General features: G+C 71.1%; 22 protein-coding genes. 15 read left to right on the top strand and 7 right to left on the bottom strand.

All coding sequences use genetic code 11. The features are described from left to right. Positions 1 to 120: 120 nt before the first annotated feature. Positions 121 to 939, bottom strand: coding sequence for a siderophore-interacting protein (locus ABFX51_RS05605; RefSeq protein WP_346052604.1), 819 nt, complete (start codon positions 937 to 939; stop codon positions 121 to 123). A 117-nt stretch (positions 940 to 1,056) separates the two neighbouring features. Between ABFX51_RS05605 and ABFX51_RS05610 the strand changes: the two genes are divergently transcribed. Next, positions 1,057 to 2,283, top strand: coding sequence for a serine hydrolase domain-containing protein (locus ABFX51_RS05610; protein WP_346052606.1), 1,227 nt, complete (start codon positions 1,057 to 1,059; stop codon positions 2,281 to 2,283). Here the strand turns inward: ABFX51_RS05610 and ABFX51_RS05615 are convergent. The 6 genes from ABFX51_RS05615 to ABFX51_RS05640 all read right to left on the bottom strand — a co-directional run bounded on the left by ABFX51_RS05615 (position 2,280) and on the right by ABFX51_RS05640 (position 9,490). Further along, a complete protein-coding gene (locus ABFX51_RS05615) occupies positions 2,280 to 3,275 on the bottom strand; it encodes a TIGR03842 family LLM class F420-dependent oxidoreductase (protein ID WP_091511640.1) in 996 nt (331 codons plus the stop codon). The two genes, ABFX51_RS05610 and ABFX51_RS05615, sit on opposite strands and share 4 nt — an antisense overlap. 9 nt (positions 3,276 to 3,284) lie before the next feature. Further along, entirely contained in the window at positions 3,285 to 4,670 is a 1,386-nt protein-coding gene (gene hydA, locus ABFX51_RS05620) for a dihydropyrimidinase (protein WP_091511638.1), read from the bottom strand. After that, on the bottom strand, positions 4,670 to 5,512 hold the full coding sequence (locus tag ABFX51_RS05625; RefSeq protein ID WP_091511635.1) for a nitrilase-related carbon-nitrogen hydrolase: 843 nt from the start codon (positions 5,510 to 5,512) through the stop codon (positions 4,670 to 4,672). The genes hydA and ABFX51_RS05625 overlap by 1 nt, the downstream gene beginning before the upstream one ends. Beyond that, a complete protein-coding gene (locus ABFX51_RS05630; RefSeq protein WP_091511633.1) occupies positions 5,463 to 7,031 on the bottom strand; it encodes an NCS1 family nucleobase:cation symporter-1 in 1,569 nt (522 codons plus the stop codon). Before ABFX51_RS05630 ends, ABFX51_RS05625 begins: the two co-directional genes overlap by 50 nt. 450 nt (positions 7,032 to 7,481) lie before the next feature. Continuing rightward, positions 7,482 to 7,847 (bottom strand): SSI family serine proteinase inhibitor, encoded by a 366-nt coding sequence (locus ABFX51_RS05635; RefSeq protein ID WP_091511630.1) that lies wholly within the window; start codon positions 7,845 to 7,847, stop codon positions 7,482 to 7,484. Positions 7,848 to 7,900: 53 nt separating this feature from the next. Beyond that, entirely contained in the window at positions 7,901 to 9,490 is a 1,590-nt protein-coding gene (locus ABFX51_RS05640; RefSeq protein WP_091511627.1) for a PucR family transcriptional regulator, read from the bottom strand. Positions 9,491 to 9,574: 84 nt separating this feature from the next. On the opposite strand from ABFX51_RS05640, the gene ABFX51_RS05645 reads away from it, so the two are divergent. The 14 genes from ABFX51_RS05645 (at position 9,575) to ABFX51_RS05710 (ending at position 22,700) form a co-directional block, all read left to right on the top strand. Continuing rightward, complete coding sequence (locus tag ABFX51_RS05645) at positions 9,575 to 10,867, top strand: aspartate aminotransferase family protein (RefSeq protein WP_091511625.1); 1,293 nt, start codon at positions 9,575 to 9,577, stop codon at positions 10,865 to 10,867. Continuing rightward, positions 10,864 to 12,354: a CoA-acylating methylmalonate-semialdehyde dehydrogenase gene (locus ABFX51_RS05650; protein ID WP_091511622.1), complete on the top strand. Its 1,491-nt coding sequence runs from the start codon at positions 10,864 to 10,866 to the stop codon at positions 12,352 to 12,354. Before ABFX51_RS05645 ends, ABFX51_RS05650 begins: the two co-directional genes overlap by 4 nt. A 258-nt stretch (positions 12,355 to 12,612) precedes the next feature. After that, entirely contained in the window at positions 12,613 to 13,638 is a 1,026-nt protein-coding gene (hrcA, locus tag ABFX51_RS05655; protein WP_091511620.1) for a heat-inducible transcriptional repressor HrcA, read from the top strand. A 41-nt stretch (positions 13,639 to 13,679) separates the two neighbouring features. Beyond that, positions 13,680 to 14,843, top strand: coding sequence for a molecular chaperone DnaJ (gene dnaJ / locus ABFX51_RS05660; protein ID WP_346052618.1), 1,164 nt, complete (start codon positions 13,680 to 13,682; stop codon positions 14,841 to 14,843). Next, positions 14,843 to 15,595, top strand: a complete 753-nt coding sequence (locus ABFX51_RS05665; RefSeq protein WP_346052611.1) for a 16S rRNA (uracil(1498)-N(3))-methyltransferase — start codon at positions 14,843 to 14,845, stop codon at positions 15,593 to 15,595. The genes dnaJ and ABFX51_RS05665 overlap by 1 nt, the downstream gene beginning before the upstream one ends. A gap of 360 nt (positions 15,596 to 15,955) precedes the next feature. After that, entirely contained in the window at positions 15,956 to 16,312 is a 357-nt protein-coding gene (locus ABFX51_RS05670; RefSeq protein WP_091511613.1) for a histidine triad nucleotide-binding protein, read from the top strand. A gap of 90 nt (positions 16,313 to 16,402) precedes the next feature. Continuing rightward, positions 16,403 to 17,485 (top strand): PhoH family protein, encoded by a 1,083-nt coding sequence (locus tag ABFX51_RS05675; protein WP_091511612.1) that lies wholly within the window; start codon positions 16,403 to 16,405, stop codon positions 17,483 to 17,485. 6 nt (positions 17,486 to 17,491) lie between these two features. Next, the gene (ybeY, locus tag ABFX51_RS05680; RefSeq protein WP_346052613.1) at positions 17,492 to 18,046 is read left to right on the top strand and encodes an rRNA maturation RNase YbeY; all 555 of its coding nucleotides are present in this window, start codon (positions 17,492 to 17,494) and stop codon (positions 18,044 to 18,046) included. 3 nt (positions 18,047 to 18,049) lie between these two features. Next, positions 18,050 to 19,375 carry a hemolysin family protein gene (locus tag ABFX51_RS05685; protein ID WP_346052615.1) on the top strand — a complete coding sequence of 442 codons (1,326 nt, stop codon included), beginning with the start codon at positions 18,050 to 18,052 and terminating at the stop codon, positions 19,373 to 19,375. Further along, entirely contained in the window at positions 19,375 to 19,710 is a 336-nt protein-coding gene (locus ABFX51_RS05690) for a cytidine deaminase (protein WP_091511604.1), read from the top strand. The genes ABFX51_RS05685 and ABFX51_RS05690 overlap by 1 nt, the downstream gene beginning before the upstream one ends. Next, the gene (gene era / locus ABFX51_RS05695) at positions 19,707 to 20,600 is read left to right on the top strand and encodes a GTPase Era (RefSeq protein ID WP_091511601.1); all 894 of its coding nucleotides are present in this window, start codon (positions 19,707 to 19,709) and stop codon (positions 20,598 to 20,600) included. Before ABFX51_RS05690 ends, era begins: the two co-directional genes overlap by 4 nt. A gap of 32 nt (positions 20,601 to 20,632) precedes the next feature. Then, positions 20,633 to 21,391, top strand: a complete 759-nt coding sequence (recO, locus tag ABFX51_RS05700) for a DNA repair protein RecO (RefSeq protein ID WP_091511598.1) — start codon at positions 20,633 to 20,635, stop codon at positions 21,389 to 21,391. A gap of 74 nt (positions 21,392 to 21,465) precedes the next feature. Continuing rightward, positions 21,466 to 22,290 carry an isoprenyl transferase gene (locus tag ABFX51_RS05705; protein ID WP_091511596.1) on the top strand — a complete coding sequence of 275 codons (825 nt, stop codon included), beginning with the start codon at positions 21,466 to 21,468 and terminating at the stop codon, positions 22,288 to 22,290. Then, positions 22,287 to 22,700 (top strand): hypothetical protein, encoded by a 414-nt coding sequence (locus tag ABFX51_RS05710; protein WP_091511593.1) that lies wholly within the window; start codon positions 22,287 to 22,289, stop codon positions 22,698 to 22,700. The genes ABFX51_RS05705 and ABFX51_RS05710 overlap by 4 nt, the downstream gene beginning before the upstream one ends. The last annotated feature ends 486 nt before the right edge of the window (positions 22,701 to 23,186 follow it).

Genomic DNA, 23,186 nt, shown 5'->3' on the forward strand with positions numbered 1-23,186 from the left:
GCCGCCCGCCGCCGCCGGGCCCCGGCGGTCGCCTCCGCTCCGTCGCCCGGTCCCGGCGGTCACCGCCGCCCCGCCGTCGCCCGGGCCCCAGCGGTCCCCGCCGCCGCCCGGCCCCGGCCTTCATCGGCCCCGCTGTTCCTCCGCCGCTCGCTCGGCGGCCTTCTCCGCGCGCCACTGCTCGTCCGTCGCGCCGCGGCGCCAGTAGCCGGAGATCGACAGCAGGTCCTTGCGCACCCCGCGCTCGTCGAGCAGGTACCGCCGCAGCTCGCGCACGAACCCGGCCTCGCCGTGCACGAAGGCCTGCACCGTGCCCTCCGGGAAGTCCAGCGCCTTCACCGCCGTCACCAGGTCCTCGCCCGCGGCGCGGTGGATCCACCGCACCTGCGCGTCACCCTTGGTGGCCAGCGGCTGCTCCTCCCCGGCGTCCTCGACCTCGACGAACACCCGCACCGGCACGCCGGCGGGCATCGCCTCCAGCGTCAGCGCGATGGCGGGCAGTGCGCTCTCGTCACCGACCAGCAGGTGCCAGTCCGCCTCGTCGCCCGGCGCGTACGCCCCGCCCGGCCCGTTCAGCAGCAGCTCGTCGCCGGGCTGCACGCGGCGCGCCCACGGCCCTGCCACACCCTCGTCGCCGTGGTGCACGAAGTCGATCGACAGCTCCCGCGCGTCGGGGTCGTAGTGGCGCACCGTGTAACTGCGCATCACCGGCCACTGCTCCCGCGGGTACTCCGCCCGGATCAACCCCATGTCGAACGGCTCCGGGTAGGTCACGCCCGGTTTCGGGAACAGCACCTTGACGTAGGCGTCGGTGAACTCGTTCGGCTTGAACGCGGCGAACCCGTCGCCTCCGGCCACGATCCGGATCATGTGCGGGCTGAGCTGCTGTTTGCGCAGCACCCGCAGCCTGACCGCCGGACCGCCCTTGCGCTTTTCGGCCATGCGCCGCTCCTCAATCTCGTCCCAGTGCTGTTAGGCTACCCTAAGATCGAGCCTTCGAACCGGGACCGGATTTCCGCGTCTTGACGAGGCTCCGCGCGCCCAGAAGAGTAACCGGACATGGTTCTGGAATTGGCTGCCGAGCCCGCGGAGCTCGGTTTCGACGCGAGCCGGCTGGAGCGGATCGACCGGCATTTCGCCCGTTTCGTCGACGATGGCCGGTTGCCGGGGTGGCAGATCGTCGTCACGCGCCGCGGCAGCGTCGTGCACCACTCGCGGTACGGGCACAGCGACGTCGAAGCCGGGAAACCGGTCGAGGCGGACACGCTGTGGCGCATCTTCTCGATGACCAAACCCGTCACGTCCGTCGCCGCGATGATGCTGTACGAGGAAGGCGCCTTCGAGCTCACCGACCCGATTTCCCGCTGGCTGCCCGAGTTCGCGCAGCCCCGCGTGTACGTGAAGGGATCGGCGCTCAACCCGCTCACCGAGCCCGCGACCGAGCCGATCCGCGTCTGGCACCTGCTGACGCACACCTCGGGCCTCACCTACGGTTTCCACCACGCGCACCCCGTCGACGCGATGTACCGGGAGGCCGGTTTCGAGTGGGGCGCGCCGTCCGGGCTGGACCTGGCCGCCGTCACCGAGAAGTTCGCGGAGCTGCCGCTGGTGTTCCAGCCGGGCAGCGAGTGGAACTACTCCGTCTCCACCGATGTGCTCGGCAGGTTCGTGGAGGTCGCGTCCGGGCAGTCGCTCGCCGAGTTCTTCACCGAACGCATCTTCCGGCCACTAGGGATGACCGACACGTCCTTCGGCACCGACGACGTCGACCGGCTCGCGGCGCTGTACACACCGGAGCCCGGCACGCGCAAGGCGGTGCGCAACGACGCCTTCGGCCAGTTCGGTGTCGGCAAGCCGGACTACTTCTCGGGCGGCGGCGGGCTGGTGTCCACGGCCGCCGACTACCACCGGTTCACGCAGTTCCTGTTGCGGGGCGGGGAACTCGACGGCGTGCGGCTGCTCAGCCCGCGCACCGTGGCGCACATGACGAGCAACCACCTGCCCGGCGGCGTCGACCTGGAAGCCTTCGGGCGCCCGCTGTTCGCGGAGATGCCGTTCAACGGTTTCGGCTTCGGGCTGGGCTTCTCGGTGCTGCTGGACCCGGTCAAGGCGAAAGCGCTTTCCAGCCCCGGCGAGTACGCGTGGGGCGGGGCGGCGAGCACCGCGTTCTGGGTGGACCCGGCGGCGGAGCTGACCGCGTTGTTCTTCACGCAGCTCCTGCCGTCGAGCACCCACCCCATCCGCCAGTACCTCCGGCAGCTGGTCTACCAGGCGCTGGTGGACTAGCTCGCCAGCTTGGCGATCAGGTCGCCGTACGCGGCGAGTGTCTGTTCGCGCTGGTCGTGCATCAGGTACACCGCGAACTGGTCCACCCCCAGCTCCGCCAGTTCCTGCAGGCGCTCCACGTGGGCGCCCGCGGGGCCGGTGAGGCAGAAGCGGTCCACGATCTCGTCCGGCACGAAATCCGTCGACGGGTTGCCCGCGCGGCCGTGGTGGGCGTAGTCGTAGCCCTCCCGCTCGCGGATGTAGTCCGTCAGCTCGCGCGGCACCGGGCCGGAATCGCCGTAGCGGGCCACGAGGTCGGCGACGTGGTTGCCCACCATGCCGCCGAACCACCGCAGCTGCTCCCGCTGGTGCGCCACGTCGTCGCCGACGTACGCGGGTGCCGCGACGCAGATCGTGATGCCCGCCGGGTCCCGGCCCGCCGCCCGCGCGGCCTCCTGTACGCTCCCGATCGTCCACCGGGCGATGGCCGGGTCCGCGCACTGCAGGATGAACCCGTCCGCGTGCTCACCCGCCATCTTCAGCGCTTTCGGACCGTACCCGGCCATCCACATCTCCAACCGTCCATTCCGGACCCAGGGGATGCGGACCTCCTTGCCGTTCAGCACCGCCGAGCGGCCCTCGGCGAGTTCCTTGATCACGTGCATCGACTCGCGGAGGGTGCCGAGCGTGGACGGCGGTTTGCCGATGACCCGGTGCGCCGAATCGCCCCGGCCGATGCCGCAGACCGTGCGGTTGCCGAACGTGTCGTTGAGCGTCGCGAACAGCGAGGCCGTCACCGACCAGTCCCGCGTGCCCGGGCTGGTGACCATCGGCCCGACCGTCATCGCCGACGTGGCCGCCAGTACCTGCGAGTAGATGACGAACGGTTCCTGCCACAGCACGCACGAGTCGAACGTCCACCCGTAGCCGAACCCGCGGTCCTCCGCGTCCTTCATCAGCCGCACCACGTCCCGCGCCGGCGGATCGGTCTGCAGCACCAAGCCGAAGTCCATGGCAACCCCTCAGTTCAGGTACTGGCACTTCTCGCGCGAGAGGAACCGGCCGTGGCCCGTCCCGCCGCTGAAGCCCGACGGCGACACCACGACCTTTCCCCGCGACAGCACGGTTTCCACCTTGCCGGTGATCTCGAACCCTTCGTACGCCGAGTAGTCCACGTTCATGTGGTGCGTCTCGGCCGACAACGTCTGGCGTGCCGCCGGGTCGTAGATCACGATGTCCGCGTCCGAACCCGGGGCGATGACCCCCTTGCGCGGGTAGAGTCCGAACATCCGCGCCGGGGTCGTCGAGCACGCCTCGACCCAGCGTCCCAGCGAGATCTCGCCCGCGACGACGCCCTGGTGCAGCAGGTCCATCCGGTGCTCCACGCCGGGCATCCCGTTCGGGATCTTCGAGAAGTCGCCCCGGCCCAGTTCCTTCTGGTCCTTGAAGCAGAACGGGCAGTGGTCGGTGGACACCACGGACAGGTCGTTCGTCCGCAGCCCGCGCCACAGGTCCGCCTGGTGCCGCTTCTCCCGCAACGGGGGAGAGGCGACGTACTTCGCGCCCTCGAAACCGGGTTTCGCGAGGTCGTCGATCGACAGGTACAGGTACTGCGGGCACGTCTCGGCGAACACGTGCTGCCCCGAGTCCCGTGCCTCCGCGACCGCGGAAAGCGCTTCCGCGGCCGACAGGTGCACGATGTACAGCGGTGCGCCGGTCACCTGTGCCAGCGTGATCGCCCGAGACGTCGCCTCACCCTCCAAAGCGGACGGACGGGTCAGCCCGTGCTGCACCGGTTCGCCCTTGCCGGACGCGAGCGCCTGCGCGACCAGCTCGTCGATCGCGATGCCGTTCTCCGCGTGCATCATGATGGTCGAGCCGGTCTCCCGCGCCTTCTGCATCGCCCGCAGGATCTCGCCGTCGGTGGAGTAGAACACGCCGGGGTAGGCCATGAACATCTTGAAGCTGGTCACCCCGGAGTCGATGCAGGTCTCCATCTCCTTGAGCGTGGCGTCGTTGACGTCGGAGACGATCATGTGGAACCCGTAGTCCACGGCGCAGTTGCCGTCGGCCTTCTCGTGCCACTTGTCCAGAGTGGACACGAGCGAGGTGCCCTTGGCCTGCACCGCGAAGTCGATGATCGTCGTCGTCCCGCCCCACGCCGCGGCGGTGGTGCCGGTCTCGAACGTGTCGGCCGAGAAGGTGCCGCCGAAGGGCATCTCCATGTGCGTGTGGGCATCGATCCCGCCCGGCAGCACGTACTTCCCGGTCGCGTCGAGCACCGTGTCCGCGGTGTCGAACACGCCCGGCGCGGTCACGGCCGCGACCTGTTCGTCCTGGACCAGCACGTCCGCGAGGACCCCGCCCGTGGGGGACAGCACCGTCCCGCCCTTGATGAGGGTGCGCATCACGGCTCCACGATCGGGCCGTAGGAGTCCGGGCGGCGGTCCCGGTAGAACTGCCACAGGTCCCGCACTTCCGCGAGCTTGTCCATGTCCAGGTCCCGCACCACGACCTCGTCCTTCTCGTCGGATGCCGCCTCGCCGACGAGCTCGCCACGCGGGTCGACGAAGTACGTCTGCCCGTAGAAGTCGTTGTCGCCCAGCGGTTCCACGCCGACGCGGTTGATCGCCCCGACGTAGTACTCGTTCGCCACGGCGGCCGCCGGCTGCTCCAGCCGCCACAGGTACTGCGACAGCCCCCGGCTCGTCGCCGACGGGTTGAACACGATCTGCGCGCCCGCCAGTCCCAGCGCCCGCCAGCCCTCGGGGAAGTGCCGGTCGTAGCAGATGTACACGCCGATCCGCCCGACCGCCGTGTCGAAGACCGGGTACCCCGTGTTGCCGGGCCGGAAGTAGAACTTCTCCCAAAAGCCCTTCACCTGCGGTATGTGGTTCTTGCGGTACTTGCCGAGGTAGCGGCCGTCGGCGTCGATCACCGCGGCGGTGTTGTAGTACACGCCCGCCTGCTCCTGCTCGTACATCGGCGCGACGATGACGATCCCGTGCCGTTCGGCGACCTCCTGCAGCAGCTTCGTGGTCGGCCCGTCGGGGATGCCCTCGGTGTAGGAGTAGTAGTCGGCGTCCTGCACCTGGCAGAAGTACGGGCCGTAGAACAACTCCTGCAGGCACACGACCTGCGCGCCCTGCGACGCGGCGCTGCCGATGGCCTCGACCGCGCCCGCGATCATCGAGTCCTTGTCACCCGTCCACCGCTGCTGCACCAACGCGGCCCTGACCAGGTTGCTCACGGATTTCCTCCTTCTTCTCGGACGCGCGCCCCGGCAGGGTCAGCGCGAGGTAGACCACGAAGGCGCCGGCGAGCCCGGCGACCCAGCTGTAGTCGTAGACCGGTTTGAGGAACGGGATGAGGCCGTCGGCGGGGAACGGCCCGCTCGACCCGGGCGCGGTGTAGGCGCCGCCGACCGCGAGCACCCCGCCGACCGCGGTCGCGAGGAGCGCCTGCCAGCTCCAGCCGCCGCGGAACCAGTACCGCCCGCGTTCGGTGTAGAGCCCGGCGAGGTCGAGCGTGCGCCGCCGCTGCACCCAGTACCCGGCGACGAGCACCCCGGCGACGGCGCCGAGGATCCCGCCGTAGAACCCGAGCCAGGCGAAGATGTAGATGCTCGGGTCGGAGTACAGCTTCCACGGCATGATCACGACCCCGATCACGCCGGTGATCAGCCCGCCGATGGCGAACGTGATGCGCTTGGGGAAGGCGTTGGAGAAGTCGTACGACGGGCTGACCACGTTGGCCGCGAGGTTCGCCGAGATCGTCGCCAGCACCAGCGCGATCAACGCGACCACCACGAGCACCGGGCTGGAGAACCGGTCGGCCAGCTGCGCGGGGTCCCAGATCGCCTCGCCGTAGAGCAGCTGCCCGCCCGACGTGGTCAGGATCGCCACGACCGCGATGAACGTCATCGTGGTGGGCAGGCCCAGCAGCTGCCCGCGCACCTGCTTGGCCTGGCTGCCGCCGAACCGCGTGAAGTCCGGCATGTTCAGCGACAAGGTGGACCAGAACGCGATCATCGCCATCAGCGACGGGGCGAACACCTTCCAGAAACCGCTTCCCCAGCCCAGTTTCGCGGGTTCGGCGAGGATCGGGCCCGGTCCGCCCGCCTTGATCAGCACGTACGCCAGCAGGATCAGGAAGCCGACGGACACCAGCGGCGCGGTCCAGTTTTCGAAGCGCCGCACGGCTTCCATACCGCGCCAGATGATGAGCATCTGCACGATCCAGAACACCCCGAACGACAGCCACAGCGTCCACGGCTGCCCGCCCAGCTCGGCCGCGTGCCGCCAGCCGCCGCCGACGAGCTTCCCGACGAGGATGTAGATCGCCTCACCGCCCACCCACGTCTGGATGCCGAACCAGCCACACGCGATGAACGCCCGCAGCAGCGCGGCGAAGTTCGCGCCGCGCATCCCGTAGAACGCCCGCGCGAACACGGGGAACGGGATGCCGTACTTCGTGCCGGCGTGGCTGTTGAGCAGCATCGGGACCAGCACGATCAGGTTGCCCAGCGTGATCGTGATCAGCGCCTGCAGCCAGTCCATCCCGAGCGCGATCAGGGACGAGGCGAGCGCGTAGGAGGGGATGTTGTGCGCCATCCCCATCCACAGCGCGAAGTAGTTGTAGGTGTTCCAGGTGCGCTTGCCGACCGGAACGGGGGCCAGCTCGTCGTTGAAGAACCTGCTGCCGGCGAGCGGCGTGGTGTCGCGGAGATCCACCCGGCCGTCGGGGTGCGTGATCTGCGAGGGTGCCATTGCGGAATGGTGCGCGCCCCGCCCGCGCCCGCGGCATTGGCAGAGTGTTCACCGTTGCCCGCGCACACACGCATTCTGTCGATTGCGCCACGCGGGCGGCGGTGCTGTGTAGCAGGTTGGTGATCTCGGCGAAACATCCCAGGTCTGCTGTGGCGGCGAAGCCGCGTTTTCACCGCCCGAGCAGCTCGCACCGCCGCGGGTTTGAATGGGGTTGGCCGCGCGGAGCGCGTCCGTTGAGGGTGGTGGTGGGAGACGGGTGGGCGGTTCCTCGCGAGGACAGCGCCTCCAGCGTTGATCAAACACTGCGACCTGGCACGCCTCTATGAGGAGGCGATCCCGGAGCCGGAGATACCGCGGCGCGCGGCGCCTCCGCCAGGGGTGGTGGTCGGGCTGGCGGGCGGGCCTCAGGTTCCGCCACCTGCACCGGCCCGCAAGTCAGCCAAACAGGATTCACGAGAAATTGAAAACGTCTGCTGTCTGGGCGTTGGCGTTGCAGCGGTTGGGGAACTCGCGCGAATAGGCGACCGGGCGGCCGTGCCAGTGGCCCGTCGCGGCGACGGTGACCGGCGCGTAGATCGTCGTGCAGAGGATCTGTTCCTTCGGCAGCTTGCCGAAGTCACCGTCCACGGAGTCGAGCGTGCGGCACGCGCGGTCGTGGTGCGGGTGGGTGCCGCCGGTCGGGCCGCATTCGAGCGTGACCGACGAACCCCGGCCGGCTTCGTCCCGCACCGAAAGGGTGAGGGCGGACTGCGCGGGGGCGGGGTGCGCGAGCGCGAGCACCGAGACCAGAGCGGGTACGACAGTAGGAAGAGGCATAACGGGGGGTATCGGCCGTTCGCCCTTTACTCTTGCCTACACGACCGAGTGAACTATTGACGGAGGTCGTGGGCGAGCAGCGCGACGTAGAGGGACAGCATCGACTCGGGGTCCTCCAGCGGCACCCCCAGCACCTGCTCGATGCGGGCGAGCTGCTGGTAGTACGCCGTGCGCGAGGTGTGCGCCGCCGCCGCGGCGGCCGACTTGTTCCCGCCCTGCTCGCAGTAGTGCCGCAGCGCCTGCACGAGCCGCGTGCCCGACGCGGCGTCCCGCGACAGCAGCGGGCCCAGCTCCCGCGCCGCGAACGCCTGCACCCGTTCGTCGTCGGCGAGCAGGTGCAGCAGGCCCCGCAGCCGGACGTCCTCCAGCCGGTGCACGGACCGATCCACGTCGCTGTGCAGGGCGGCCGCGGCGACCTGGGCCGCCTCGACCAGGCTGCGCCGCGCGTGCGCGGGGGAGTGCACCGTCGTACCGGCCCCGACCACCCGAGGGGTGCGGACCTCGCCGGCCAGCCGGTCCAGCACGGCGTCGGCGTTCGCCTTGGGGGACAACGAAAGCAGCACCCGCACGCTCAGCTCGTCGACGACCGCGACGAGCGCCGACACCCGGGCCCGCCGCGCCGCGAGCGACATCGCCTCCGCCAGCTCCCGCAGGACCACCGCCGCGGACTGGCTCGGCTGCCTCGTCGCCGTCAGCCGCGGCCGCAGCGCCACGCCCACCAGCTGCCGCCCCGGCAGCGGAACGCCCAGCGCGGACGCACGCGCCAGCAGTTCGGCGGACGGCACGGGGGCCGCGAGCAGCTCGGTCAGCACGGCGCGGTGCGCCTGGCGCTCCAGGCTGTCGGAGTCCTTCGCGACGAGCCGGTGCACGGCCAGCGCCGACGCGGCCCGCTCGGCGACCACGACGTGCCGGTGCGGCGGCGGCTCGTCGGACACGATGACCAGCCGCCCCCAGTCGTGCCCGCGCGCGCCGACGATCGTCACCAGCCAGCCCGCTTCGGGCGCGTACCCGGTGCGCTCGCCCACGTGCACCGCACGCGAGCGCGGCAGCCAGCCCGACAGCAGCTCGCCCGGATCGGCACCGGCCGCGTCGTAGGCGAGCACATCGTGCGACAGCGTCTCCAGCACCGCCGGCCGCTCGGTCAGCCGGGCCACCTCGCGCAGCACGTCGGCGGGCTCGGCCCCGGCGACGGTCAGCTCGGTGAACACCTGGTGCACCTGTTCGGCCGCGCGCAGTTCCGCCACCTGGGCGTCGACGATGAGCCCGTGCACCGTCTCCGTCACTGCGACGTACTGCGTTTCGCGGGACAGGGTGATCAGCGGTAACCCGGTGCGGTCGGCGGCGGCGATGAGCGACGGTGGCAGTCCGCCGCTCCAGTGCCGCACCAGCTCCACCACCAGGCCCACGACGCCGGCTTCGGCGAGCCCGTCCACGTACTTCGCCAGGGCCGCCGGGTCGTCGGGCAGCGCGATACCCGTCGTCAGCACGAGTTCGCCGCCCTTGAGCAGGTGCCCGATGTCGGCCACCTCCGCGACGTGCACCCAGCGGACCCGCTTGTCCAGCCCCTCCGCCCCGGCGACCACGCGCGGGCGGCCGTGGCGGACCACGGGCAGCGCGAGCACGTCGGCGACCGTCGGGTACATAGGACACAGACTGTACGGGCGGAAGGCGTTCTCCGTACATGTTGCTCGTGTCCAGCGAAGCCCCGGCTGACGAGACTCGTGGACATGAGCGAAGCAGAGCTGTTGGCCCGGCACCGCGCCGTCCTGCCCCAGTGGCTGGCCCTGTACTACGACGAGCCGATCGAGATCGTGCGCGCGCAGGGCAGGCGCGTCACCGACGCCGAGGGCAACACCTACCTCGACTTCTTCGCCGGCATCCTGACCAACGCCATCGGCTACGACATCGCCGAGATCTCCGACGCCATCCGCGCGCAGCTCGACACCGGCGTGCTGCACACCTCGACGCTGTACCTCATCCGCAGGCAGGTGGAGCTCGCGGAGCGGATCGCGGAGCTGTCCGGCATCCCGGAGGCCAAGGTGTTCTTCACCAACTCCGGCACCGAGGCCAACGAGACCGCGCTCATGCTCGCGACGCAGTACCGGCGCAGCAACCAGGTACTGGCACTGCGGAACTCCTACCACGGCAGGGCGTTCGGCACGATCGGCATCACCGGCAACCGCGGCTGGGCGGCCAGTTCGCTGTCCCCGGTCAAGGTCAGCTACGTGCACGGCGGGTACCGCTACCGCGACCCGTTCGGCTCGCTGCCCGACGCCGACTACATCAAGGCGTGCACCGACGACCTGCGTGACGTGCTGCAGACGACGACCGCCGGGGACGTGGCCGCGCTCATCGCCGAGCCGATCCAGGGCGTGGGCGGGTTCAACGTGCCGCCGGACGGGTTGTTCGCCGCGTTCAAGGAGGTGCTGGACTCCTACGGGATCCTGCTGATCTCCGACGAGGTCCAGACCGGCTGGGGCCGCACGGGCGAGCACTTCTGGGGCATCCAGGCGCACGGCGTGACACCGGACGCGATGACGTTCGCCAAGGGGCTGGGCAACGGCCTCGCGATCGGCGGGGTCGTCGCCCGCGGCGACCTGATGGACTGCCTGACCGCGAACTCGATCTCGACGTTCGGCGGCAACCCCGTCGCCACCGCCGGCGCGAAGGCCACTTTGGACTACCTGCTCGACCGCGATCTGCAGGGCAACGCGGAAAAGCTCGGGCACCACCTGATCGCGGGGCTGCGGGACCTCGGCGAGCGCTACGACATCATCGGCGACGTGCGGGGCAAGGGGCTCATGATCGGCGTGGAACTCGTGGAGTCCGGGGGCAAGGACCCGAGCCCGCCGAACGCCGCCGCGCTGCTGGAGGAGACCAAGGCACGCGGGCTGCTCGTCGGCAAGGGTGGCCTGCACGGCAACGTCCTCCGCCTCGCCCCGCCGATGACGCTCACCGGCGAAGAGGCTGACGAGGCGCTGGAGATCCTGGAGGCGTCGGTCGCGGAGGTGGCGCGATGACCGGCCGCATCAGCCACTGGATCGACGGCAAACCGTGGGGCGGCGTCGCGGAGCGGACGGGCGAGGTGTTCGACCCGGCGACCGGCGAGGTCCGCGCGCACGTCGACTTCGCGGGCACCGCGCAGGTCGAGGAGGCGGTCGCCGCCGCGGCCCGCGCCTTCCCCGCCTGGCGCGACACCTCGCTCGCGGCACGCAGCCGCGTGTTGTTCGCCTTCCGCGAGCTGCTGGCCGCGCGCAAGGACGAGCTGGCGAAGATCATCACGAGTGAGCACGGCAAGGTCGAGTCCGACGCGGCGGGCGAGATCGCCCGCGCCATCGAGAACGTCGAGTACGCGTGCGGGGCACCGCAGCTGCTCAAGGGCGGGTACAGCGAAAACGCTTCCCGGGGCGTGGACGTGTACTCGATCGCGCAGCCGCTGGGCGTGGTCGGCGTGATCTCGCCGTTCAACTTCCCGGCGATGGTGCCGCTGTGGTTCGTGCCGAACGCGCTGGCGTGCGGCAACACCGTGGTCCTCAAGCCGAGCGAGAAGGACCCGTCGGCGTCGGTGTTCATCGCCGAGCTGTTCGCCGAGGCGGGGTTGCCCGCCGGGGTGCTCAACGTGCTGCACGGCGACAAGGTCGCGGTCGACGGGCTCCTCGAACACCCCGCGGTGAAGGCGATCTCGTTCGTCGGCTCGACGCCCATCGCCCGCTACGTCTACGAGACCGGCACCGCGCACGGCAAGCGCGTGCAGGCGCTGGGCGGGGCGAAGAACCACATGGTCGTGCTGCCCGACGCCGACCTCGACCTGGCCGCCGACGCCGCCGTCTCGGCGGGCTTCGGCTCGGCGGGGGAGCGGTGCATGGCGGTGTCGGTGGTCGTCGCGGTCGAGCCGGTCGCCGACGAGCTGGTGGCGAAGGTCACGGAGCGGATGACGCGGCTCAAGGTGGGCGACGGGCGGGACCCGGCGTCGGAGATGGGGCCGCTGGTCACCGCGGCGCACCGGGACCGCGTGCGGTCCTATGTGGAGGCCGGGCTCGCCGAGGGCGCGTCGCTGGTCGTGGACGGGCGTGACGTGGCCGTCGACGGCGGCGGCTTCTGGCTGGGCCCGACGTTGTTCGACCACGTCACGCCCGAGATGTCGGTCTACCGCGACGAGATCTTCGGCCCGGTGCTGTCGGTCGTGCGGGCACGGACGTACGACGAGGCACTGGAGCTGGTCAACGCGAACGCCTACGGCAACGGCACGGCGATCTTCACCAACGACGGCCGGGCCGCGCGCCGGTTCCAGAACGAGGTGGAGGTCGGCATGGTGGGGCTCAACGTGCCCATCCCGGTCCCCGTCGGCTACTACTCCTTCGGCGGCTGGAAGGACTCCCTGTTCGGCGACAGCCACGCCTACGGCCCGGAGGGCTTCCACTTCTTCACCCGGCGCAAGGTCGTCACGAGCCGCTGGCCCGACCCCAGCCAGGGCGGCGTGAACCTCGGCTTCCCCCGGAACTCGTGAGCTGGTCCACCGGTTCTACGCGGAAGCGTGGAACCGGTGGGACGACTCCGCCGTACCGGCGCTGCTCGCCGCGGACTTCGCCTTCCGCGCCGAGCTGGTCCAGCTGGTCCCCGCCAGCCGTGGGACCGGAACCCGGCCAAGCGGGGGTGAACCCCCGCTTCCCGGAATTCGTGAGCCCCTCGCTGGCACTCAGGGCAGGGGAGTGACAACTTCGCCTAAACTCGATGTACAGGGGTGCACCGAACGCGGAGGTGAAGGGTGGCCAGCTCGGAAGAGCGTCGCTTCGAAGTGCTGCGCGCCATCGTCGCCGACTACGTCGCCCACCACGAGCCGGTCGGGTCCAAGGCGATCGTCGACCGGCACAACCTGGGCGTGTCGAGCGCGACCGTGCGCAACGACATGGCGGCCCTCGAGGAGGAGGGCTACATCACGCAGCCGCACACGAGCGCGGGGCGGATCCCGACCGACAAGGGGTACCGCCTGTTCGTCAACCGGCTCGCCGACATCAAGCCGCTGAGCAGCGCCGAGCGGCGGGCGATCATCAGCTTCCTCGACGGGGCGCTGGACCTCGACGACGTGCTGCGCCGGTCGGTCCGGCTGCTCGCCCAGCTGACCAGGCAGGTCGCGGTCATCCAGTACCCGACGATGTCCAACGCGACGCTGCGCCACCTGGAGGTGGTGCCGCTGACCCCGGCCCGGCTGATGCTCGTCGTCATCACCGACTCGGGCCGCGTCGACCAGCGCACCATCGACCTCGGGGACGTGCTGCCCGAGGAGGACGTGGCGCGCATCCGGGACGTGCTGAACTCCAAGCTGTCCGGCCGCAGGCTCACCGACGCCGCCGCGCGCGTGGCGGAGCTGCCCGAGCAGGCGCCGCACGAGCTGCACGACGCGCTCGTGCGGATCTGTACGGTACTGGTCGAACACCTCGTGGAGCACCCGGAGGAGCGGCTCGTCCTCGGCGGCACGGCGAACCTGACCCGCAACGTGGCGGACTTCCCCGGCTCGCTGCGGCAGGTGCTGGAGGCCCTCGAGGAGCAGGTCGTGGTGCTGAAGCTGCTGGCCGCGGCCCGCAACCCCGGTGCGATCACGGTGCGCATCGGCGAGGAGAATGAGGACGAGCAGATGCGCAGCACCTCCGTGGTGTCCATCGGCTACGGGAAGGACGACGTGCTCCTGGGCGGCATGGGCATCGTCGGGCCGACCCGGATGGACTACCCCGGCACGATCGCCGCGGTGCGCGCGGTCGCCAACTACGTGGGCCAGATCCTGGCCGGCAACTGACCGGCGAGCTTCGAGGGCTTTGGCAGGAGGACATGAGAACGGTGGCGAGGGACTACTACGGCATCCTGGGCGTGCCGAAGAACGCGAGTGATCAGGAGATCAAACGCGCGTACCGGAAGCTGGCCAGGGAGCTGCACCCCGACGTCAACCCCGCCGAGGACGCGCAGCAGAAGTTCAGCGAGGTGACCACGGCGTACGAGGTCCTCTCCGACCCGCAGAAGCGCAAGATCGTCGACCTCGGCGGCGACCCGCTGGACAACGGCGCCGGCGCCCGCGGCGGCGGTGGTGACCCGTTCGCCGGGTTCGGCGGCCTCGGCGACATCATGGACGCGTTCTTCGGCGCCGCGACCGGTGCCGGCCGCGGCCGCGGTCCCCGCAGCCGCGTGCAGCCGGGTTCGGACGCGCTGATCCGGATCAGCCTCACGCTGGAGGAGTGCGCGACCGGCGTCAACAAGGAGATCCCGGTCGACACCGCGATCCTGTGCGACGTCTGCCACGGCAACGGCACCGCCCCCGGCGGCACCGTCAAGACCTGCGACACCTGCAACGGCCAGGGCGAGATCCAGTCGGTGCAGCGGTCGTTCCTCGGCCAGGTGGTCACGGCCCGGCCGTGCCCGGTGTGCCGCGGCTACGGCGAGGTCATCACGGACCCGTGCCGCCAGTGCGGTGGCGACGGCCGCGTGCGGGCCCGCCGCACGGTGACGGCGAAGATCCCGGCCGGTGTCGGCGACGGCATGCGCATCCGGCTGTCCGGCCAGGGCGAGGTCGGCCCCGGCGGTGGCCCGGCGGGTGACCTGTACGTGGAGATCGACGAGGAGCCGCACGACGTGTTCCTCCGCGAGGGCCACGACCTGCACTGCAACCTCCGCGTGCCGATGACGACGGCCGCGCTGGGCGCCACCGTGCCGCTGGAGACGCTGATCGACGGCGAGTACGAACTCGACATCGACCCGGGCACGCAGCCGGGCGCGGAGCTGCTGCTGACCGGCAAGGGCATGCCGCGGCTGCGCTCGTCCGGGCGCGTGGACGGCCGCGGCGACCTGCACGTCCACATCGACGTCGTGGTGCCGACCAAGCTCGACGAGGCGCAGCGCGAGCTGCTGCGTGAGCTGGCCCAGCAGCGTGGTGAGGACGTGTCGACGCTGGCCTCGGGCGGCCGGTCGGGCGGGCTGTTCTCGAAGCTGCGCGCCAAGAGCCACCGGTAATGCCGGGCACGACCGCGCCGGTGTTCCTCGTCGGGGAACTGCCGGCGGGTTCGCGTGCCGTGCTCGACGGCGACGAGGCGCGCCACGCCGTCACCGTCCGCCGCATGCGGGCCGGGGAGCGGCTCGTGCTGTCCGACGGCAAGGGTGCGGCGGCGGACTGCGTGGTCGACGCCGTCCGGGCGGGGCGCGACCCCGCGCTGGACCTCGTGGTGGAGCGCCGCTGGAGCGAGCCGGAGCCGCGGTTGCGGGTCGTCGTCGTGCAGGCACTCGCGAAGGGGGACCGCGGGGAGCTGGCGGTCGAACTGGCCACGGAGGCCGGTGCCGACGCGATCCTGCCGTGGCGCGCCGAACGCAGCGTCGCGCGCTGGGAAGAGGGCCCGCGCGGCGCGAAGGCGTTGGCGCGCTGGCAAAACACAGCACGCGCCGCCGCGAAGCAGGCCCGGCGGCTGTGGGTGCCCGAGGTACCGGAACCGGTCGGCACGACGTCGTTGGCGGCCTCGGTCAAGGACGCCGCGCTGGCACTGGTCCTCGAAGGCACCGCCGAACAGCGGCTCACCACGGTCGACCTCCCCGCCGAGGGGGATCTGCTGCTGGTCGTGGGTCCCGAAGGCGGCATCACGGACGCCGAGCTGGACACCCTGTGCGCGGCCGGTGCGATCCCCGTCCGGCTCGGCCCGACGGTCCTGCGCACGTCCACCGCCGCGGCCGTCGCACTGGGCGCCCTGGGTGCCCGCACCACCAGGTGGGAATGAACCCCGGGGCAAAACCGGAAAAATCAAGATGCAATATGGCGTTACGGCGCGCCCAGCCACTACGCTGAGCCCAGCACCTGGGGCCGGAGGTAGTCCCGGGTACCCAGACCCCGCCGGACACCTCCCCCCTCGGTCCGGCGGAGCCGCGGCGGCGGTGGGGCGACCCCCAGGTCTCGCCGCCCCGCGGCGTCTCCTGCTCGGCCTGCGGCCTTCGCGGTGGCGGGGCATCCGAATTTCTTCTTGGGGGTCGGACCCCCAAACCCCCGCCAGGGGGCTCGCCCCCTGGACCCCCATCCGGCGGTGCCGGTTTCGTTGCCGGGTGCCGATTTCCGTCGTGGTGGCGGTATAGGCTTCCGGGCCATGAGTGATGCGGAGACCTTGTTCGAGCGGATCATCGCGGGGGAGATTCCCGCTGACGTGGTGTACTCCGACGACACCACGTTCGCGTTCCGGGACATCCGGCCGCAGGCGCGGGTGCACGTGCTCGTGGTGCCGCGCAAGAGGTACCGCAACGTGGCCGAGCTCGCCGCGGCAGACCCGCAGCTGCTCGCGGATGTGGTGAAGACCGCGGAGAAGGTCGCGGAGCTCGAGGGAATCAAGGACACCGGCTACCGCGTTGTGTTCAACACGGACAGTGACGCGGGGCAGACCGTCTTCCACGTGCACGCGCACGTGCTGGGCGGTGAGCAGCTCGGACTGTTCGGCAGGCACGAGTAACCACCTGCGACAGCGGGGGCAGTGCCGCTAGCATCGAAGACACCAGACAACGTCGACCAGCGCACGCGCAGAAAGCAGGCCCGAGGGCACGTGGCCGGTACCGCACCGGGTGGAGCCGCCCGATCCGACGTCCCCCAGGACGTCCCCCAGACCAGCACGGACGTCACCGAGATCGCCACGAACAGTGCGCAGTCCCGGTTCCCGATCCCCGACACAGCGGCGCTGACGCTGCTCGGCTCCCGCGACGAGAACCTCCGCGTCGCCGAGGAGCTGCTCGACGCCGACGTGCACGTCCGCGGCAACGAGGTCACCCTCACCGGTGCGCCCGCCGACGTCGCGTTCGCCGAGCGCGTGTTCGCCGAGCTGGTCACCCTCGCCGAGCGCGGCCAGCAGGTCGGGCCCGACACCGTGCGCCGCACCGTCGGCATGCTCTCCGCGGGCGGCAAGGAGTCCCCGGCCGACGTGCTGAGCATGGACATCCTGTCCCGCCGCGGCCGCACCATCCGGCCCAAGACGCTGAACCAGAAGCGCTACGTCGACGCGATCGACAAGCACACCATCGTCTTCGGCGTCGGCCCCGCCGGCACCGGCAAGACGTACCTGGCGATGGCGAAGGCCGTCCAGGCGCTGCAGGCCAAGCAGGTCACCCGCATCATCCTCACCCGGCCCGCCGTCGAAGCCGGTGAGCGGCTCGGGTTCCTGCCCGGCACGCTGTCGGAGAAGATCGACCCGTACCTGCGGCCGCTCTACGACGCGCTGCACGACATGGTCGACCCGGACTCGATCCCGCGCCTCATCCAGGCCGGCACCATCGAGATCGCGCCGCTGGCGTACATGCGCGGCCGCACCCTCAACGACGCCTTCATCATCCTCGACGAGGCCCAGAACACCACGCCCGAGCAGATGAAGATGTTCCTGACCCGGCTCGGCTTCAACTCCAAGATCGTGGTCACCGGGGACGTCACGCAGGTCGACCTGCCCACCGGGCAGCGCAGCGGCCTGCGGGTCGTGCGCGAGATCCTCGAAGGGGTCGACGACCTGCACTTCGCCACGCTCACCAGCCAGGACGTCGTGCGGCACCGGCTGGTCGGCGACATCGTCGACGCCTACGAGAAATGGCAGGCGGGCCAAGAGGCCGCCGCCGGCACCAACGGCTGGAAAGGCCGCCACTAAAAACCGATGAGCATCGAAATCGCCAACGAGTCCGGGATGGCGGTCGACGAGACCTCCATCGTCTCCGCCGCCCGGTTCGCACTCGACCGCATGGAGGTCAGCCCGCTCGCCGAACTGTCGGTGGTGCTGGTGACCCTCGACGTCATGGCCGACCTGCACGTCCGCTGGATGGACCTGCCCGGCCCCACCGACGTCATGGCCTTCCCGATGGACGAGCTGGACGCCGCCCGCCGCCCCGACTCCGGTGACACGTCACCGGCGTTGCTGGGCGACATCGTGCTGTGCCCGGCCTTCGCCAAGGACCAGGCCCGCACCGCCGGCCACTCGCTGATGGACGAGCTGCACCTGCTCACCGTCCACGGCGTGCTCCACCTCCTCGGCTACGACCACGCCGAGCCCGCCGAGGAGCGCGAGATGTTCGGCCTGCAGAAGCGCATCCTCACCGACTTCAAGGCCGCCATGGCGGCGGCGAAGCGGCGGGACGCGCAGCGGTCCAACGACGACCGGCTGCTCGGCGCGGCGGGGCTGAACGCGGTGGACGACACCGCGGAGAACAGCTGACCGATGGCGAGCTCGGCCTCCCTGCTGGTGATCGCCGTGGCGCTGGTCCTGCTCGGTGGCGTGTTCGCGGCGGCCGACGCCGCGGTCAGCACCGTGTCCCCGGCGCGCGTCGACGGGCTGGTCCGGATGGGCCGCCCCGGTGCCCGGCAGCTGGCCGCCGTCGTCGCGGAGCGGCGCAGGCACATCAACCTGCTGCTCCTGCTGCGCATCATCTGCGAGCTCACCGCGACCGTGCTCGTCACGGTCGTGTTCCTGCGCTGGATCGACCCGCAGTGGCTGGCGGTGATCGTCACCGCCGTGGTGATGGTCGTGGTCAGCTACGTGATCATCGGCGTCGGCCCGCGCACCATCGGCCGCCAGCACCCGTACCGCGTCGGCGCCGCCGTCGCGGGTCCCGTGCGTGCGCTCGGCACGGTGCTGGGCCCGTTGTCGCGGCTGCTGATCCGCATCGGTAACGCGATCACCCCCGGCCGCGGGTTCCGCGAGGGGCCGTTCACTTCGGAGATCGAGCTGCGTGAGCTGGTCGACCTCGCCCAGGAGCGCGGCGTGGTGGAGCCCGCCGAGCGCGAGATGATCCACTCGGTCTTCGAGCTGGGGGACACCGTCGCGCGCGAGGTCATGGTGCCGCGCACCGAGATCATCTGGATCGAGCAGGACAAGACCGTGCGCCAGGCGCTCGCGCTGTCGCTGCGCACCGGGTTCACGCGCATCCCGGTCATCGGCGAGTCCGTCGACGACATCCTCGGCGTGGTCAACCTCAAGGACCTCGTGCGGGCCTCGCTCGACGACGGCGCGGCGAAACCGGTGGAGCAGCTGATGTACCCGGCGAGCTTCGTGCCCGACTCCAAGCGCCTCGACGACCTGCTGCGCGAGATGCAGCTTTCCCACAACCACATGGCGATCGCGGTGGACGAGTACGGCGGTACGGCCGGACTGCTGACCATCGAGGACATCCTGGAGGAGATCGTCGGCGAGATCACCGACGAGTCCGACGTGGAGGAACGGCCGCCGGTCGAGCACCTCGACGACAAGTCGGTGCGGGTGTCGGCACGGCTGAGCGTGGACGACCTCGGCGAGCTGTTCGGCATCGAGCTGGACGACCACGACGTGGAGACCGTCGGCGGGCTGCTCGCCCAGCGCCTCGGCCGCGTGCCGCTGCCCGGTGCCGAGGCCGAGGTCGACGGCCTGCGCCTGCACGCCGAGGGCGGCAAGGACCGCCGCGGCCGGATGCGGATCACGACCGTGGTGGTCCGCGCGGCGGACGACGCGATAGCCGGTCGTAGGGTGATGACCGGCAACACGGACGAACGGGACGGGAGCGTGGACTGATGGCCGAGCTGGAGCCGGAGGACGAGAAGATCGTGGTGCTCGCCCGGTCGGCACGGGCCCGCACGCAGGCCGCGGAGGGGGCCGCGGTGCGCGACACCGACGGCCGCACGTACGCGGCGACCACGGTCGAGCTGCCGTCGTTCCAGGTCACCGCGCTGCAGGCGGCGATCGCGGCGGCGGTGTCCAGCGGCGCCGAGGGCCTCGAAGCGGCGGCGGTCGTGACGGACCGGCCGCTGGTGGACGGCGCCTCGGTGCAGGCGGTGCGGGACCTCGCGGTGGCGGCGCCGATCTTCCGCGCCGACCTCTCCGGTGACGTGCAGGAAGTCGTGCAGTGACCCACCGCTCCGGTTTCGCCTGCTTCGTCGGCCGCCCCAACGCCGGCAAGTCCACCCTGACCAACGCGCTCGTCGGCAGCAAGGTCGCGATCACCTCCAGCAAGCCGCAGACCACCCGGCACGCGATCCGCGGCATCGTGCACCGCGAGGACGCGCAGCTGGTCATCGTGGACACCCCCGGCCTGCACCGGCCCCGCACGCTGCTGGGGCAGCGGCTCAACGACATCGTGCACTCGACGTGGTCCGAAGTGGACGTCGTCGGGTTCTGCGTGCCCGCCAACGAGAAGATCGGTCCCGGGGACCGGTTCATCGCCGCGGAGCTGCGCAAGATCGCGAAGCGCACGCCGGTGATCGGCATCGTCACCAAGACCGACCTCGTGGGCCGCCAGCAGGTCGCCGACCAGCTGCTCGCGTTGCAGGAGGTGCTGGACTTCGCCGACCTGATCCCGGTGTCCGCGGTGGACGACTTCCAGGTGAAGGACCTCGAAGACCTGCTCGTGGCGCGGCTGCCCGAGGGCCCGCAGCTGTACCCGGACGGCGACCTCACCGACGAACCCGAGCAGACGCTCGTCGCGGAGCTGATCCGCGAGGCGGCGCTGGAGGGCGTGCGGGACGAGCTGCCGCACTCGATCGCCGTGACCGTCGAGGAGATGCTGCCGCACGAGGGCCGTGACGACATGGTGGACGTGCACGCGTTCCTGTACGTCGAGCGGCCCAGCCAGAAGGGCATCATCCTGGGGCACAAGGGAGAACGCCTGCGGACGGTGGGTTCGGAGGCCCGGCGGCACATCGAGGCGCTGCTGGGCACGAAGGTCTACCTCGACCTGCACGTGAAGGTCGCGAAGGACTGGCAGCGCGACCCGAAGCAGCTGCGGCGGCTCGGTTTCTGAGTTCTGTCGTACCCGCGTGAGAAGATGTCGGGGTGAGTCTCTACCGCGACACCGGTGTGGTGCTGCGGGTGCACAAGCTGGGTGAGGCCGACCGGATCATCACCCTGCTCACCCGCAGGCACGGCAAGGTGCGCGCCGTCGCCAAGGGGGTGCGCCGCACCACGTCGCGCTTCGGGGCGCGGCTCGAGCCGTTCGGGCACGTGGACGTGCAGTTCTACACCGGCCGCACGCTCGACGTGATCACCCAGGTGCAGACCGTGGACGCGTTCGCGCTGCCCCTGGTCGGTGACTACCAGCGCTACACCGCGGCGAGCGCGATCGCCGAGACGGCCGACCGCCTCACCGCCGAGGAGGGCGAGCCCGCGGTCCGGCTGTACCTGCTGGTCACGGGCGCGTTGCGGGCGCTCGCGGAGGGCGAACGCGACCCGTCGCTGGTGCTCGACGCGTTCCTGTTGCGCGCGATGGCGTTCGCGGGCTGGGCGCCCGCGATCATGGAGTGCGCGCGCTGCGGGCTGCCGGGGCCGCACCGCGCGTTCAGCGTCCAGTCCGGGGGGTCGCTGTGCGGCACCTGCCGGGCGCCCGGCGCCGTGCACCCCGCGCCGGAGGTGCTGGTGCTGCTGGACGCGTTGCTGCACGGCAACTGGGACGTGGCGGAGGCCGCGGTGCAGGGTGCCCGGCGGGACGCGAGCGGCCTGGTCGCCGCGCACCTGCAGTGGCACCTGGAACGGCAGCTTCGTTCGCTGCCGCTGGTCGAACGCCGCGCGCGGGAGGTCGCCGCGGGCGGGGGTTAGGGCGTGGCCGCGATGCGCCGCCCGGGGGCAAGTAGGGTCGGACGGCGGAAGCGAGCTACGGGAGGCGAATACAGGTGCTGCGCAGGGGACGTCAGGACACCGCCGTGGCGGCGTTGCGGGCGCCGGACCCGCACCCCTCCGGTGCGCGGCCGCCGGAGATCCCGGCGGAGCTGGTGCCCAACCACGTCGCGCTCGTCATGGACGGCAACGGGCGCTGGGCCAACCAGCGCGGCCTGCCCCGCATCGAGGGCCACAAGCGCGGTGAGGCCGTGATGATCGACGTCGCCAGCGGCGCGGTCGAGCTGGGCGTCAAGTGGTTGTCCGTCTACGCCTTCTCCACCGAGAACTGGAAGCGCAGCCCCGAAGAGGTGCGCTTCCTGATGGGCTTCAACCGCGACACGATCCGCCGCCAGGTGGACTACCTCGGCTCGATCGGGGTCCGCATCCGGTGGGCGGGGCGCACCCCGCGGTTGTGGCGCAGCGTCATCAAGGAGCTGCAGGCCGCGGAGGAGAAGACCAAGCACAACACGCTGCTGAACATGACGATGTGCGTCAACTACGGCGGCAGGGCAGAGATCGCCGATGCGACGCGCCGCATCGCGCAGCTCGCGGCCGAGGGCAAGATCAACCCGGACAAGGTCGACGAGCGGATGCTGGCGAAGTACCTGTACCAGCCCGAAATGCCCGACGTAGACCTGTTCCTGCGCCCGTCCGGCGAGCTGCGGACGTCGAACTTCATGCTGTGGCAGTCGGCGTACGCCGAGTTCGTCTTCCAGGACACGCTGTTCCCCGACTTCGACCGGCGCCAGCTGTGGGCCGCCTGCCTGGAGTTCGCCAAGCGCGACCGCCGGTTCGGTGCCGCGGTCGACGCTGCCGCCGCCGCGAAAGGTGCCTCATGACGACCGAAGCCGCGACCACCGCGGAGCTGCTGAGCCGGGCCCGTGAGGCGCTGGAGCGCTACCTGGAGGTCCACGTCGACGATGACGGTGCGCTGACGTTCTCGCACGCCGGCGTGCCCGCGGTCATCCAGTCGACGCAGCTGGCGGAGGGGCTCACGGTGCTGAGCCTGACGTGCGTGGTGGCGTGGGACCTGCCGGACAAGCCGGGCATCGCGGCGTCGGCGGCGGAGCGCGCGGGGCAGGGGCTGTTCGGCACGCTGGGGGTCTCGCACACGGACCGCGGGCTGGACCTGACGCTGCGGTACGCGTTCCCGGCGCAGGGTCTCGACGTGGCGGCGCTGGGCACCCTGCTGATGCTGGTGGTCTCGACGGCGTCGCAGCTAAGGGGCGAACTGGTCCCGGCCGACTGATTCTCCCGGGCGCTTCTGGGGGTGGGGGTTGGCTGGAGGGGGCGTACGGGGTCCTTGCGTGGCTCGATGCCGCTGTGTCGCGGCTTGGTCTCCCAGCCGCCCTCGTCCGGTGTGCGGTCGCTCTCTCGCGGGCGCGCCGCCGCTCTCGCCCGGTGTCTGGCCGCTTCGCGCTGCTGCCCTTGTCCGGTGTGCGGCCGCCTCGCGGCCGCACCGCCCCTCTTGTCCGGTCCGGCCGCACCGCCGCTCTCGCCCGGCCGCGCCCGCCCCTTGCCCGGCATCCGGTCGCCTCGCGCTGCGGCCCTGGCCCGCCGTCCAGCCACCTCGCGCCGTGTCGCCCCCTTGCCCGGCGTGCGGTCGCCTCGCGCCGCACCGCTCGCCGCTCTCGCTCGGCGTCCGGCCGCCTCGCGTTGCCGCCCTTGCCCGCCGTCCGGCCGCCGTGCGGCCGCGCCGCTGTTCTCGGATTGCCGCACGACCCCTCTCGCCCCG

It is taken from the genome of Amycolatopsis dongchuanensis (assembly GCF_039542405.1).
GTDB lineage: Bacteria > Actinomycetota > Actinomycetes > Mycobacteriales > Pseudonocardiaceae > Amycolatopsis_E > Amycolatopsis_E sacchari.

Excerpts from the sequence above, each read along its gene's own strand:
- ABFX51_RS05605 (WP_346052604.1), bottom strand. The coding sequence starts at position 939 with ATGGCCGAAAAGCGCAAGGGCGGTCCGGCGGTCAGGCTGCGGGTGCTG.
- ABFX51_RS05610 (WP_346052606.1), top strand. The coding sequence starts at position 1,057 with ATGGTTCTGGAATTGGCTGCCGAGCCCGCGGAGCTCGGTTTCGACGCG.
- ABFX51_RS05615 (WP_091511640.1), bottom strand. The coding sequence starts at position 3,275 with ATGGACTTCGGCTTGGTGCTGCAGACCGATCCGCCGGCGCGGGACGTG.
- hydA (WP_091511638.1), bottom strand. The coding sequence starts at position 4,670 with ATGCGCACCCTCATCAAGGGCGGGACGGTGCTGTCCCCCACGGGCGGG.
- ABFX51_RS05630 (WP_091511633.1), bottom strand. The coding sequence starts at position 7,031 with ATGGCACCCTCGCAGATCACGCACCCCGACGGCCGGGTGGATCTCCGC.
- ABFX51_RS05635 (WP_091511630.1), bottom strand. The coding sequence starts at position 7,847 with ATGCCTCTTCCTACTGTCGTACCCGCTCTGGTCTCGGTGCTCGCGCTC.
- ABFX51_RS05640 (WP_091511627.1), bottom strand. The coding sequence starts at position 9,490 with ATGTACCCGACGGTCGCCGACGTGCTCGCGCTGCCCGTGGTCCGCCAC.
- ABFX51_RS05645 (WP_091511625.1), top strand. The coding sequence starts at position 9,575 with ATGAGCGAAGCAGAGCTGTTGGCCCGGCACCGCGCCGTCCTGCCCCAG.
- ABFX51_RS05650 (WP_091511622.1), top strand. The coding sequence starts at position 10,864 with ATGACCGGCCGCATCAGCCACTGGATCGACGGCAAACCGTGGGGCGGC.
- ABFX51_RS05665 (WP_346052611.1), top strand. The coding sequence starts at position 14,843 with ATGCCGGGCACGACCGCGCCGGTGTTCCTCGTCGGGGAACTGCCGGCG.
- ABFX51_RS05670 (WP_091511613.1), top strand. The coding sequence starts at position 15,956 with ATGAGTGATGCGGAGACCTTGTTCGAGCGGATCATCGCGGGGGAGATT.
- ybeY (WP_346052613.1), top strand. The coding sequence starts at position 17,492 with ATGAGCATCGAAATCGCCAACGAGTCCGGGATGGCGGTCGACGAGACC.
- ABFX51_RS05685 (WP_346052615.1), top strand. The coding sequence starts at position 18,050 with ATGGCGAGCTCGGCCTCCCTGCTGGTGATCGCCGTGGCGCTGGTCCTG.
- ABFX51_RS05690 (WP_091511604.1), top strand. The coding sequence starts at position 19,375 with ATGGCCGAGCTGGAGCCGGAGGACGAGAAGATCGTGGTGCTCGCCCGG.
- ABFX51_RS05710 (WP_091511593.1), top strand. The coding sequence starts at position 22,287 with ATGACGACCGAAGCCGCGACCACCGCGGAGCTGCTGAGCCGGGCCCGT.